The organism is Shimazuella alba (genome assembly GCF_009831235.1).
Taxonomy (GTDB): Bacteria; Bacillota; Bacilli; order Thermoactinomycetales; family Thermoactinomycetaceae; genus Shimazuella; species Shimazuella alba.
In genome coordinates this window covers 143,927-156,460 of record NZ_WUUL01000002.1, presented here as the reverse complement: position 1 = coordinate 156,460, position 12,534 = coordinate 143,927, and the positions used below count along the sequence as shown (strand labels likewise).

General features: G+C 38.9%; 13 protein-coding genes and 1 pseudogene. 8 read left to right on the top strand and 6 right to left on the bottom strand.

All coding sequences use genetic code 11. The annotated features are described in order from the left end of the window. Window positions 1-251 precede the first annotated feature (251 nt). The 6 genes from ftsE to GSM42_RS03485 all read left to right on the top strand — a co-directional run bounded on the left by ftsE (window position 252) and on the right by GSM42_RS03485 (window position 6,836). Window positions 252-938: a cell division ATP-binding protein FtsE gene (ftsE, locus tag GSM42_RS03510; RefSeq protein WP_160800456.1), complete on the top strand. Its 687-nt coding sequence runs from the start codon at window positions 252-254 to the stop codon at window positions 936-938. Next, the gene (gene ftsX, locus GSM42_RS03505) at window positions 928-1,824 is read left to right on the top strand and encodes a permease-like cell division protein FtsX (RefSeq protein WP_160800088.1); all 897 of its coding nucleotides are present in this window, start codon (window positions 928-930) and stop codon (window positions 1,822-1,824) included. The genes ftsE and ftsX overlap by 11 nt, the downstream gene beginning before the upstream one ends. Before the next feature lie 32 nt (window positions 1,825-1,856). Further along, window positions 1,857-2,912 (top strand): murein hydrolase activator EnvC family protein, encoded by a 1,056-nt coding sequence (locus GSM42_RS03500; protein WP_160800086.1) that lies wholly within the window; start codon window positions 1,857-1,859, stop codon window positions 2,910-2,912. Between the two features lie 27 nt (window positions 2,913-2,939). Further along, entirely contained in the window at window positions 2,940-4,022 is a 1,083-nt protein-coding gene (locus tag GSM42_RS03495; RefSeq protein ID WP_160800083.1) for a murein hydrolase activator EnvC family protein, read from the top strand. A gap of 193 nt (window positions 4,023-4,215) precedes the next feature. Then, window positions 4,216-5,661: a S41 family peptidase gene (locus GSM42_RS03490; RefSeq protein ID WP_160800082.1), complete on the top strand. Its 1,446-nt coding sequence runs from the start codon at window positions 4,216-4,218 to the stop codon at window positions 5,659-5,661. A 77-nt stretch (window positions 5,662-5,738) separates the two neighbouring features. Further along, window positions 5,739-6,836 carry a PDZ domain-containing protein gene (locus GSM42_RS03485; protein WP_160800079.1) on the top strand — a complete coding sequence of 366 codons (1,098 nt, stop codon included), beginning with the start codon at window positions 5,739-5,741 and terminating at the stop codon, window positions 6,834-6,836. A 179-nt stretch (window positions 6,837-7,015) separates the two neighbouring features. On the opposite strand, the gene GSM42_RS03480 is transcribed toward GSM42_RS03485, so the two are convergent. From GSM42_RS03480 to GSM42_RS03465, 4 genes are all read right to left on the bottom strand, one after another. Continuing rightward, the gene (locus tag GSM42_RS03480; RefSeq protein WP_160800076.1) at window positions 7,016-7,570 is read right to left on the bottom strand and encodes a helix-turn-helix domain-containing protein; all 555 of its coding nucleotides are present in this window, start codon (window positions 7,568-7,570) and stop codon (window positions 7,016-7,018) included. A gap of 70 nt (window positions 7,571-7,640) precedes the next feature. Beyond that, the gene (locus GSM42_RS03475) at window positions 7,641-8,138 is read right to left on the bottom strand and encodes a PCYCGC motif-containing (lipo)protein (RefSeq protein WP_160800073.1); all 498 of its coding nucleotides are present in this window, start codon (window positions 8,136-8,138) and stop codon (window positions 7,641-7,643) included. Between the two features lie 15 nt (window positions 8,139-8,153). Further along, complete coding sequence (locus tag GSM42_RS03470; RefSeq protein WP_160800071.1) at window positions 8,154-9,095, bottom strand: cation diffusion facilitator family transporter; 942 nt, start codon at window positions 9,093-9,095, stop codon at window positions 8,154-8,156. A gap of 30 nt (window positions 9,096-9,125) precedes the next feature. Next, on the bottom strand, window positions 9,126-9,497 hold the full coding sequence (locus GSM42_RS03465; protein WP_160800068.1) for an ArsR/SmtB family transcription factor: 372 nt from the start codon (window positions 9,495-9,497) through the stop codon (window positions 9,126-9,128). 446 nt (window positions 9,498-9,943) lie between these two features. Here GSM42_RS03465 and GSM42_RS03460 point away from each other — a divergent pair, with 446 nt between their 5' ends. Together GSM42_RS03460 and GSM42_RS03455 are read left to right on the top strand one after the other, a co-directional pair. Further along, window positions 9,944-10,381 carry a MarR family winged helix-turn-helix transcriptional regulator gene (locus GSM42_RS03460; protein ID WP_202404761.1) on the top strand — a complete coding sequence of 146 codons (438 nt, stop codon included), beginning with the start codon at window positions 9,944-9,946 and terminating at the stop codon, window positions 10,379-10,381. A 10-nt stretch (window positions 10,382-10,391) separates the two neighbouring features. Further along, window positions 10,392-11,222: an MBL fold metallo-hydrolase gene (locus tag GSM42_RS03455; RefSeq protein WP_338055226.1), complete on the top strand. Its 831-nt coding sequence runs from the start codon at window positions 10,392-10,394 to the stop codon at window positions 11,220-11,222. Between the two features lie 206 nt (window positions 11,223-11,428). Here GSM42_RS03455 and GSM42_RS03450 read toward each other — a convergent pair whose 3' ends face one another. Together GSM42_RS03450 and GSM42_RS21115 are read right to left on the bottom strand one after the other, a co-directional pair. Next, complete coding sequence (locus GSM42_RS03450) at window positions 11,429-12,100, bottom strand: cyclase family protein (protein ID WP_202404783.1); 672 nt, start codon at window positions 12,098-12,100, stop codon at window positions 11,429-11,431. Then, a pseudogene (locus GSM42_RS21115) lies at window positions 12,101-12,319 on the bottom strand (cyclase); the annotation flags it as partial. Window positions 12,320-12,534: the final 215 nt, after the last annotated feature.

Sequence of the window (12,534 nt, the reverse complement as noted above, 5' to 3'; positions counted from 1 at the left end):
TAGGAAACAGGTTTTTAGCGGAAAAGGAAATTTAGACCTGAAAACAAACATGGATAGGAAGAGTAACTTGGTATTTCCTATTTTTGGATTGCCAATTTATGATTCATTAGCATAATATTCTTTATGACGATCTCAATATCTCTATTAAAAGAGGAAACTTGGAAAGCTTTCGAGAAATACCTGACTACCTATCCCTTGTGATAGGAAAAATCGCTAACGACAAACGCTGTGCAAAAACGGAAGGTGATTTTATGATAGAAATGCATGATGTATGGAAAGTCTATCCCAATGGAATTGAAGCTCTTCGTGGGATTGATGTGAAAGTAGACCAAGGTGAATTTGTCTATATAGTAGGGCCCAGTGGTGCTGGTAAAAGTTCTTTTATCAAGCTGATGTACCGAGAAGAAAAGCCAACTCATGGTGTAGTTTTAATCAATGGAGTAAACGTAAAACGTGTCCGAGATTGGAAAATTCCTTATGTACGCCGGCGGATTGGCGTTGTGTTTCAAGACTATAAGTTGTTGCCGCACTTATCGGCTTATGAGAACGTGGCCTTTGCTATGGAAGCAGTAGAAACACCAAAACGCGAAATGAGACCTCGCGTGCAAGAAGTTCTAGAGTTAGTGGGGTTAGGTGATCGGATGAAGGCTCTGCCATCTCAGTTGTCTGGTGGAGAGCAGCAGAGGGTATCCATTGCTAGGGCAATCGTAAACAATCCGACATTCATTATTGCGGACGAGCCTACTGGTAACTTAGATCCAGAAAACTCTTGGGATATTATGTATCTCCTCGAAGAGATTAATGCTCGGGGAACCACTGTCGTTATGGCTACACACAACAAAGAAATCGTAAATACGATGCGCCAACGTGTTATTGCAATCGAACAAGGCGTGATTGTGCGAGACGAATTGGAGGGCGAATACGGTTATGAAGATTGAAACCACAGGTCGCCATTTTCGCGAAGCGTATCGCGGAATCATGAAGAACTCATGGATGAGCTTTGCGGCAATGGGTACGGTAGCAGTGACACTCTTGATCTTTGGAGTGTTCCTTATTTTTGCGTTTAATATTAACTATCTGACGAAAGAGTTGGACAAGCAGCTTGCTGTGCGTGCTTCCCTTCAAGATGGAACACCTGCTGCAAAGCAAGTAGAAATACTCAATAAATTAAAACAAAATCCATTGGTAAAAACAGCTGATCTCGTTCCAAAAGACAAAGGTCTGGAAGAGATGAAGAAAAGTTGGGGCGATGCTAACTTTATTGAGGGTCTGAAGTCAGGCGATCAAAACCCATTACCAGATATTATTCGTTTGGAACCAAAGGACCCAAAGAAGGTAAAACAGTTAGAAGCAGAAGCGAAGAAAATTTCAGGAATTGTTGCTGCTGACTCTGGTGGTGGAGTAACACAAACTCTCCTCGGTTTTTCAGGTGTGGTACGAAATGTTATTCTTATTTTTGGTTTAGCTCTATCTGTCTTAGCTGCATTTTTGATCTCCAATACAATTAAATTGACCATTATTGCTAGAAGAAAAGAGATTGAAGTAATGCGCTTGGTAGGTGCTAGTAACTGGTTTATTCGTTGGCCGTTCTTCATTGAAGGGGCTTTTATCGGGATAACAGGAGCTATACTTCCAATTGGTATCTTACTCATCTTGTACCAAGCGTTTTACAATACCATTAATTCCGGTGCAGCATACACGGTGATTCAAATGATGCCAGTTACCTCATTAGGATCTTACCTAGCTGTCAGTACATTTATTTTAGGTGCCATTATTGGGATTTTTGGTAGTGTACTCTCTGTTCGAAAGTTCCTCAAAATATAGATCGATTCATCAACGAACTTGGGAGGGGTTTTATGAAGCGAGTATTCACTGCAGGCCTTGCTATAGTGCTAGCATGGAGTATAGGGGTAGCAGATGCTGGCGCAGAAACCACAAAATCAAAACAACAAGAAAAATTAAAAGAATTGCAAAAAAACGAGAAAACGAAGCATACTGAACTTGGTAAAGCGCAAATTGAGCTAAACAAGTTAAAGAAAGAAATTGCTCCGATTGAGAAAAAAATGGCAGAGTATGATGCTCAATTGGAGCAAAACAACAAAGATATCATAGAGAATGAGAAATTACTGCAACAACAAAAAGCGCAGCTAAATAAACGGGTTGTCCATCTCTACAAAACTGGTGAGATGGGATATATGAGTCAATTAGTGTCAGCAAAATCATTTTCTGAGTTTTTGGCTCGAATAGAAGGTATTCGCCTTATTGTGAAGACGGATAGTGTTTTGTTACAAGAGCTTAATGCAACAGCGGAAGCAATACAAAAATCAAAAAAATCAACAGAACAATTACGCGCTAAATTACAGCCTTTGTTTGCCCAATCAAAAGCAAAAGTAGAGGAAATTGAAAAGAAAACAAAGGCGCTTGACAAGGAACTTGCAAACATTAAACACGATGAACAAGTGACAGAAGCTGCTATCAAAGAACAAGAGAGATTGGAAAGAATAGCATCTCAACAATATACTGGAAATTATGGTACTGGTAGATTAATGAAACCAGCAGCAGGAACGATCACTTCAGGGTATGGTTATCGTTGGGGTCGACAACACAAAGGTATTGATATGGATGATGATAAAGGCAAAAAAATTGTTGCTGCTGATTCTGGTGTTGTCATTCTAGCTAAATCTGATCCAGAGGGTTATGGATATTACATTGTTATCAAACATTCTGATGGTTTATCTACATTATATGGACATATGTACCGGAGTACCGTCCGCGTTTCTGTAGGGGATCGTGTAAGAAAAGGTCAGTGGATCGCTGACATCGGAAATAACGGACGTTCAACTGGTTCACACCTTCATTTTGAAGTGCATCTCAATGGGAAAGCAGTTAATCCAATGCCATACATAACGTAATTGGCTACATTCTGGGAGGACGTGGAGTTGAAAAATACAAAACGCATACTCTCTGCTACGATTGCACTCTTAGTTAGTGCAAGTACAATTATCGGTGGCACGGAAGTAGATGCTAAAACAAAACGAGAAGAGTTATTGGAGATTCGGGAGCAAAAGAATAAAGTATTGGACTCGATTGCTGAAGGTAATACGACATTACAAAAATATAGTAAACAAATGCAAGATAGCCAGAAGAAGATTGATGGTATCCAAGAACAAGTCGAAACAGTATCTGTAGAAAAGAAAAAAGCAGAAGAGTACGAAGTTATCTATCAAAAGAAATTCAACACACGACTCCGTGAATTGTATGAAAATGGCGAAATGGGATATATGTCTCTCTTGTTGCAAGCAGGTTCTTTTAATGAGTTTTTGCTTCGATTCGAATATGTACGCTTGATGGCACAGCAAGATTACTCTTTATTGGCTCAACGAAAAGCTGCTACGGCACTTGTTCAGAAAAAAATCGATAGCTTAAATAAACTCATTGCAGTCCAACAAAAAGAAGTGGATAAATCGAAAGTAGCTTTTAATAAGATGATGGGAATCATTAAGAAAGATAAGGATAAATTAGCAGAACTAAAAAGCATTGAAGAAGCAAATGAGTCAGAGTTAATTGAAATCAATAAAGACTTAATTAACAGTGGGAAATTAAAATTTGCATATACTGGGCCGCTCCAAAAACCTCTTGCTTATCCTATTACCTCTGGATTTAAATTCCGTTGGGGGAGACAACATGAGGGGATCGATTTTGGAACACAGGGTAAAGTAGGAATTCCATATAAGGCTGCAGCCGACGGTGTGGTAGTGGAAAGCAGGGCCTCTTCGGGATATGGATGGTTAATTACTATCTATCATGGTGAATATAATGGACTGCCTTTCTACACTAGGTATGCGCATAGTTATCCAAATCAAGTAAAAGTAAAAGTAGGACAAGAAGTAAGCAAGGGAGACGTGATCTCTGCTATTGGGAACAATGGTCACTCTACTGGACCTCACCTTCATTTTGAAGTGCGTATTGGTCATGGAGCAAAACCGCCTGCAAAAGATCCTATGGGATACTTTGGCGGTTAATAGGCTTTTTGTATAGAAGAAGAAGCACAGGACATCTATTGCGCTTGATAGCGTGAAAGATGTCCTCCTTCTATTTCTCAAACGATAGGAATATGTTAGAGTAGAACCAAAATGGACGGGTTATCTTGCATGTTTCCGTTTTAGGTTTACCTAAAATAGATCATAATGGTGCTGAAAAGAAAGGACGAAAGATATGACTTTTCGCAGTAGAACAGTTGCACTGATGGTAATTGCCGGAATGGCTCTAGGCAGTTTGCTAACTGCTTTGTTCTTTATGAATGATGAGACAGAAAAAGCACCAAGTCAAGTTACAAGTGAATCCCAAGCTTACAAGAACTATGAAGAGAAATTAAAGAAAACATTTGATACTATTCGTCAAAATTATGTTCGGAACATTACGGATCAAGCACTTATGGATGGAGCTCTCCGTGGGATGATAGCAGCACTTGGTGACCCGCATTCGGAATACATGAATCCCCAAGAAGCAAAACAATTTCTCTCCTCTATTATGAATTCTTCTTTTTCTGGGATAGGAGCAGGCGTTGTTCTAAAAGAGGGACAAGTAACGATTGAATCGATCGTTAAAGATTCTCCAGCAGAACATGCAGGTTTACAAGTGAATGACCAAATCAGAAAAGTAGATGGAAAAAGTATTGTAGGGCTTACCTTGAATGAAGCAGTCGCCAAAATAAGAGGGCCAAAAGGTTCAAAAGTCACTTTGGAAGTAGTTCGCAATGGCGGAGCACCTTTTGCTGTTACAGCTGTGAGAAAAGAAATTCCGCAAAAAACAGTGAGTAATAAAATGATGGATAACCATATTGGTTATATTGGAATCTCTCAATTTTCCCAAACCACAGACAAAGAATTTTTCACGTCCATTGCGCAGTTGGAAAAACAGAATATGAAAGGTCTTGTTATTGATCTGCGCGGTAACCCAGGAGGTCTTCTCTCTGTGGTTGTAAAAATGTGTGAACAGTTATTACCGGAAGGAAAACTGATTGTTTCTACACAAGACAAAGCAGGCAATAAATCCGTATATCGAGCCAAAGCAACCAAAGTAAAATCTTATCCTATTACCTTGCTTGTAGATAATAGCAGTGCAAGTGCAGCAGAAATAATGGCAGCGGCTTTCCAACAATCAGGAGGCTACACCGTTATTGGTCAAAAAACATATGGCAAAGGTAGTGTTCAATCCAGTGTTGAATTTTCAGATGGTAGTAATATCAAATTAACGATTGCAAAATGGTTAACTCCTAATGGTACTTGGATTGATCAACATGGAGGAACAAAGGGACTATCACCAAACATTGAAGTACAGCCATTTACCTTTACACAGGCGAATTTGCCAGAAGGAAAGAAAACATGGAAACAAGATAGCAATGGGACAGATGTGAAAAACATGCAGTTGATACTAGACGCACTAGGTCTAAAACCTGGGAGAACGGATGGTTATTTTGATGTACAGACAGAGTCTGCATTAAAGAACTTCCAAAAGTCCAATAACATTCCTGTGAATGGTCAGTTAGATCCAAAGACTGCTAACGCTTTAGCGACGGCTTATCAAAATGTGCTCCGCGATCCTAAAAATGATAAGCAATTGCAAACTGCTATCCAATTTTTGGAACATATTAGTGAATAAACAATGAACTTAAAGGAATAATTGGTACTTATGTCGAAACTCCCACTTAGTGATGTTTGCACTGGAGGGGGTTTCACTTGCATCTGGAGTTTATTAAAACTTGGATATCTCTTTGGACAGAACCACTGTGGATTGTCGCATTGCTACTACCAATCATCTTTACGATCTATACGAACCTCTTAGAGCGGAAGCATTTTGGAAACATTTTAGAATCACCGATTCCAACGATCCTGCGAACATGTTTTTATGGCTTATTGGCAGGTTTTTTCCTATCCTTTGCTCTGTCTTTCTCTTTGTATACCGTTACGAAGGAAGAGCTGCTCTTAGTATGGATTTGTACCATCAGTTTTGCTATCTTTCGGCGTAGATTTGCGTGCATTTCTTATTCAGTTGGTTTTTTGGCTTTGTTGCATTTGCTCTTACCTTACATGCATATTACCGTCTTACCGATTGGGTTAGTGAAGTGGTATCACGTTGTAGAGCATTTTTCTGTTTTAAACTGGCTCTATATCGTTGCATTTGCTCACTATCTGGAATGGATTCTCATCCGTTTGGAAGGATCTGTATCTAGTACGCCAGTAAGACTTCCTCATATATCTGGAAAAAGCGTTCCTGGCTACCTTTTAGCCAAATCTTGGCCCATATCTTTGGTTGTATGTACTTCGGCTGGATGGCTTCCGTTGCCTATCGTGATTAGCTTTGCCAGTAAAAATTGTTCCAAACCGCTAAAACAAAAGAAGAGGCTCATCTCAACACTTACGCTTGTTTATGCAGGTGTCTTATCTCTCCTATTATGGCTTGCGACTATGTATAGTCACTGGGTATGGATGGGAGCAATCTTCGCTTTGTTTGGACATGAGATCATGTACCTCTGGAGCCGATTTATGGAGAGACGGAAAGCACCACTTTTTGTCTCAGATGAAAAGGGTTTGAAAGTTTTAGCTGTACTCCCGCAAACTCCTGCGGCAAATTTAGGAATCAAGACAGGAGACATTATCCATCGATTAAATGGTGTGCGGATTCAAACAGCAGAAGATCTAGAACATGCAGTTTCCCTTTCGTCATTTTGTAAATTAGAAGTGTTGGATGAACAGCACGACAGCCACTTTCTCCAACGAGCAATTTATGAGAAAGACCCTAAGCATTTGGGGATTGTGGGGGCTGAGCCTTTATAGGAAAAGTGAACTGAGCATTCTCTTGATAATCATCAGGAGAATGCGTTTTTAGATGGGTTTACCCAAGAATCCTCCACCTCAACGAAGTAGTTGGCGGGATTGTTTAATCCATAAATTAGGACCTCTAAGAGAATGGCTATAACCTAATCTTAGAGGTCCGTTTATCCCTATTCAGTTGTCTAGCTTTGTCTCAGGAGCAGTTTGTGAGGAGTTGTTTCCATAATTTCAACGTAGATCATGAAATGATCTACGGAAACACCATGGTTTTTGTAGTGTCTCTCGAATTGTGCAAGACCACTTTTGTCAATCCGTGCTCCTCTTGCTCTCATTTCGTCAACGAGTCTATCCAATGTCCACCGTCTCTCTTCCCTCCATTGTCGAACTTTCTTGCCGACTACACTAGCATAAAAGTTTTTTGTATCTGGACAAAGTGTTGTAAAATCGAAGACTCCCATGTCGCATGGAAGGAAATGAATCGGATTTTTATGCTCTGTCAGCAACCATTGAGGTGTTGTTTCCAGTTCCTTTGCGAAAGTTACTAGTTGATCTGCGGAAACAGAAGGTAGACTTCCATGACCATTCTTTTTCCCCTTCTCGATAAAGCCAAGTTGACTGTAGCCTGTTTTTTTTACAAGCTGAACTCGAGAAAATCCACGATATTCTCGAAGGAAGTAGACATTTCTACCAACCATACGAGAGACGCGAGTTTCGGATTCTGTCCGTGGGCCGGTCATGATTCTCCTTTTCAGGATAAACGTGATTTAAGCCTGACACAATTTCATCTTACTATATTACAGTTATGACTTACATTGGCTTTGGGGTAGGTGTTGGTTTCGCAAAGTCATCTTTGTATTTATTATCGATATATTCTCGGATTTCTTTAACAGTTTTCCCTTGTTTTTGTAAAGAAACGGATTCGGCAGCTATTTCTAAACAAGTTCCACATTTCGTACCGTGTGAATCCCATGTTACTTGCCCATTTTGCTTCATTTCTTTCACAAAACAATCTTTACTACTGCGATGATCGACACTTTCGCCACATCCACAATAACAAGGAATCGATTGAAGAAGTTGTTGATTTTGTGCAGCCAATTTATAAATCTCTCCAATTTGAGAATCTAAATTTTTCACAAAAGTCGGAAGTGAATTTGTATTTTTAGTCGTTTCATGCAAATCTCCTTGATTATCAAAGTGAGATTGTGGATGAACTGTTTTGGTATCTTGTGCCTGACATCCTACTAGCCCAAGTGTCAAAATGAATCCTAAAATTCCTATTTGTAGAAACTGTTTTGTTTTATTCATTCCATTAATCTCTCCCTATTTGACTAAAACATCTTTACAATTCGTGCAATTATCATGTTGAAAATCAACCGTCTCAATTTGGATCGTAGTATGTTGGATATGGAACTGTTCTTTTATCTTTCTTATAGACTGTTGTAAAACAGATTGACTATTTGCTTTTTCCTTGATGAGCAAGTGACAGGACAAAGTGTCAAAACCTGAAGTGATCGTCCAAATATGTAAATCATGGACATTTTGTACATCTGGGATCTGCAATAATATTTCCTCTACTTTTTTCTTATCAATGGTTATAGGTGTTCCTTCCATCAAGATATGAATGGAATGGGAGACGACTCCCCATGCACTTTTGAGAATCAGGACAGCTACTACGATACTTATGATAGGATCTGCCGTATACCAAGCAAACACTTGCATGAGAATACCAGCGATGATAGCACCAACTGATCCAAGTGCATCCCCAATCACATGAAGATAGGCACTGCGAACGTTTATATTTTCTTTTACATCGCTATTGCGCATCAAAATCCATGCACTTAATAAGTTAGCAAATAATCCAATGATTGAAATCAGTATCATGGAGCCACTTGCTACTTTTGGAGGATCTAGGATACGCAAGTAAGCTTCCCAACTAATGAAACCTGCAATCACAAACAAAGCAACTCCATTAAACAAAGCAGCTAAAATTTCGAAACGATAATATCCATATGTTTTTCGAGGGGATGGTGGACGAATGGCAAACCACATTGCCAGCAGACTAAGAGCAAGCGCACTGACATCGCTGAGCATATGTCCAGAATCTGATAATAGCGCTAGGCTGTTGGTAAATAATCCACCAATAAATTCGAGTATCATGATACCTGCTGTAATGATTAAAGCGATTGTTAGCCCTTTTTTATTGCTGTTTCTTCCATGATCATGGGAGTGACTGTGGCTGTGGTGATGATGGTGTGCATGCATACAGGTGTTCACCTCTTTTCCCTGATACTTTTAAGAATGGGATATGTGTTGTAATCCTATTTCCATCAAACTTAATACATGTTCATCATCAATACTGTAATAAACCATTCTCCCCACTTTTCGATGCTTTACTAACCGGAGTGCTCTAAGGTTTCGTAGTTGATGGGAGATAGAAGATTGGCTCATCTCTAAAATGGCTGCTAAATCACATACACATACTTCTGCTTGAATCAGTGTATGGATGATGCGAAGTCTTGTTGGATCACTGAGAGCTTGAAATAGCAAAGCGAGCTCGTTTCCTTTTTCCAAAGGTAATTGTTTTGCTTGTACATCTGATACTATCTCATCGTGAATAATGGTTACATCGCAGCATTCTTTGCATGGCAACTCAGAAGAACTCATGAAAATCATCCCTTAATATTAGATATATGATCATGTATTCATATATTAAATATATCGAACATGAAAATGTATTGTCAATAATAATTTGAAAACTCTTGTGTTCTGGTTTCCATACAGCAGTACCTGATTTCAAGGCCAATATCAGCATGAATGATGTTGGATTGGATCTGTGCCTGCCCAGATTTATCGTCCCACTGAGTCAGAAATTTTATCAAATCTCGCATGACTTGACAGATAAGACCCCCATATCCTAGTTTCAACGTAGGTCGGGGTTGTTGACCATTACTATCTTCATTCGAATAATGATGAACTATTGCATCAAAACTTAATGATGAGGTATATAATTGATCATAGGAAATTTATATTTAGTTGACTAATCAACCTGATTTTGATATATTCTTTATGTGGTTGACTAGTATTCCAAAAGGTTAGTAGGAAGGATACTTATGGAAACAGAAAGCATTGCTAGATGGATTTCCGTGTTACATCGTCAATTTCAAATTTATTTGAACAGAGAGTTAAAAGATTATGATATTAATTCATCTGAATACATCTTTTTGGTTAATCTGTATGAAAAAGATGGTATTTCACAAGAGCAATTGTCCACTAATCTATTTATTAACAAGGCTGCTACAGCCCGTGCAATTGCACGACTTGAAAAGCTTGATTATGTAAAAAGAACCCGAGATCCAAATGACAGCAGAGCGTATTTGGTCACTCTAACTACTAAAGGATTAGAGATGCGCAATTTTATTAAAACCAAACTGATGTATTGGACTCAAACGATTTCAGCCGGCTTAACATCAGCAGAAGCGGATGACTTAGTCCAAAAGGTAAAAAAGATGACTATGAATGCATTAGATGAAATAAAAGGAGACGAATGAGAAATTAGAGTTGGACTTACTACGTCAAATAGACAAATCACAAAGGAGGAGGTGGATCAAAGTAAATAGCTCTGATCAAAAAGTGACAAAAACAATTCACATGCTTAACTTACCATTTGAAAAGAAATGGATGTATCATCTAACTGTACTCTACAATGAAAACTCCAATTCGTATGTCCTTGTTGACACTGGCATGCCTGGTCAATACGAAGAAATCCTAGAACAATTTGAAAAATTAGGACTGCCAGCATCAAGACTTTCAGATATCATTCTCACCCACCAAGATGTTGATCACATAGGCAGTCTACCAGAGTTTATAGAAAAACATTCGGTCAATGTTTACGCACATGAAATAGACAAACCTTATATTAATGGTCACAAGCAGCTTATCAAATGGCCCGAAACATTCATCCAAATGCTGCCAGAGAACCGCCGTAACCTTCTTGAATCCTTTTATTTGGCAAAACCATCAGCAAACGTCACACATGTAATAAAAGATGGTGATCATCTCCCTATCGCTGGCGGTTTAATCGTCATTCATACTCCTGGGCACACACCTGGACACGTGAGCCTCTACCACAAACGTAGTAAAACCCTGATTGCTGGGGATGCAATGGCAGTGGTTAATGGTGAGCTGAAAGGACCGGTTCCTGATCCGGGGGTTACTCCCGATTTGGAGACTGCGATTGACTCATTACAGAAATTTAAAACTTTCCCAATCGAAACTGTCTTCTGCTATCATGGTGGCAAGTACGAAGGGAATGTTCACAAACGGATCGATGAGATCACAAATAGATACCACAATGGTACCTATACCATGAAAACTTTTTTTGATAGTTGATGTGACATAATCTCTACTAGTCCTACTTCGGCGGATATGAGTGGAGAACAATCCGTCTTTCATATCAGCCGCTATTTGATTTACATCAAAAGTATAATAATTAGAGAACGGTATTTACCTTGCGGGTAATGAAACGTTCGATGGTATAAACTTTTTAAGTTCAACAGTCTGCTCTCTAGCCAATAGAGAGCAGACTGTTGTCTTTGTTAAACGATTTTTGCCATTGCTCGGACTGGAAAAGTACCTACTCCTCTCCATTTTGGAGGTACTGCAGAAAAAGTAAAACCTTCATCAGGAAGCATCTGGAGATTGCAGAGATGTTCTACGATCAAGATTTCTGAATGCAGCAAAATGGAATGTACGGGACGTGTGTTTTTTTCGCTTGTATCATCTATATTCATGGAGTCAATTCCAACCAATTTCACCCCACAATCAGCCAGATACTGAGCAGCATCTTCAGTCAGGTAGGGGTGATGCTGAATGTACTCTTCTGTGTTCCAATGTTCATCCCATCCCGTATGTACAAGAATTGCTCTCCCTCTTAGCTCTTTATTGCGAAAGTAATCAGCATGAATTGCTTTTGCATCCCGGTAATCAGCTCGAATCACAATTCCTTGGAGATCTACTAATTTTTCAAGTTGTATTTCTGATAAATCTTTTCCATCTTCGTATCGGTGAAAGGGGCAGTCTAAATAGGTTCCTGTATTAGTGATCATTTCGATTTTTCCGATTTGGAAGGTTGTGTCTTCTGCATATGATTTTTGAGATTCTTCCCTGCTGAGATAATCACAAATTAATGGTGCAGGAAGTCCTTTATGGGTTATTAAACCGTCAAAAATCGTATGACTAAGGTCAATAAGCTTTGTGCCTGTGGACATATCGTTTATTGGATTCCTCTTATGTTTTTCTTGAATGATAACTTTATTTAAGATGTTGACCTTTCCAACCATCAATAAGCGCATATCTTGAACGATATAATCTGCTAAAACATGATCGGGAATATCTTTTCCCTCAATATCTAAACGAAAATCTTGTCCTTGGATTCCGCCGCCATTGGTAAACTCTACTTCGAAGTCAAATTGAACACGATAATCCATGTTTTCTCCTCCAGTGTGTGTTGATATCAATTCATTTTGTCTGTTTCATTCATTTTATATGGACTCTTATTTTTATTCTACTGCGGAGTATTTAGTTTTTTGGAATCTAGAATACTTCACAAAGAGAAGAACGAATGTTTTATACGGAGAACAAAAGTGTGGTATAATGTTGGATGTTAATAAGAGAGAACAGTCGTTATTTTATATAGATCATT

What these genes read in the sequence shown, in the direction of transcription:
- GSM42_RS03490 (WP_160800082.1), top strand. Translation starts at nt 4,216, where the DNA reads ATGACTTTTCGCAGTAGAACAGTTGCACTGATGGTAATTGCCGGAATG.
- ftsX (WP_160800088.1), top strand. Translation starts at nt 928, where the DNA reads ATGAAGATTGAAACCACAGGTCGCCATTTTCGCGAAGCGTATCGCGGA.
- GSM42_RS03480 (WP_160800076.1), bottom strand. Translation starts at nt 7,570, where the DNA reads ATGACCGGCCCACGGACAGAATCCGAAACTCGCGTCTCTCGTATGGTT.
- GSM42_RS03450 (WP_202404783.1), bottom strand. Translation starts at nt 12,100, where the DNA reads ATGTCCACAGGCACAAAGCTTATTGACCTTAGTCATACGATTTTTGAC.
- GSM42_RS03470 (WP_160800071.1), bottom strand. Translation starts at nt 9,095, where the DNA reads ATGCATGCACACCATCATCACCACAGCCACAGTCACTCCCATGATCAT.
- ftsE (WP_160800456.1), top strand. Translation starts at nt 252, where the DNA reads ATGATAGAAATGCATGATGTATGGAAAGTCTATCCCAATGGAATTGAA.
- GSM42_RS03465 (WP_160800068.1), bottom strand. Translation starts at nt 9,497, where the DNA reads ATGAGTTCTTCTGAGTTGCCATGCAAAGAATGCTGCGATGTAACCATT.
- GSM42_RS03500 (WP_160800086.1), top strand. Translation starts at nt 1,857, where the DNA reads ATGAAGCGAGTATTCACTGCAGGCCTTGCTATAGTGCTAGCATGGAGT.
- GSM42_RS03475 (WP_160800073.1), bottom strand. Translation starts at nt 8,138, where the DNA reads ATGAATAAAACAAAACAGTTTCTACAAATAGGAATTTTAGGATTCATT.
- GSM42_RS03460 (WP_202404761.1), top strand. Translation starts at nt 9,944, where the DNA reads ATGGAAACAGAAAGCATTGCTAGATGGATTTCCGTGTTACATCGTCAA.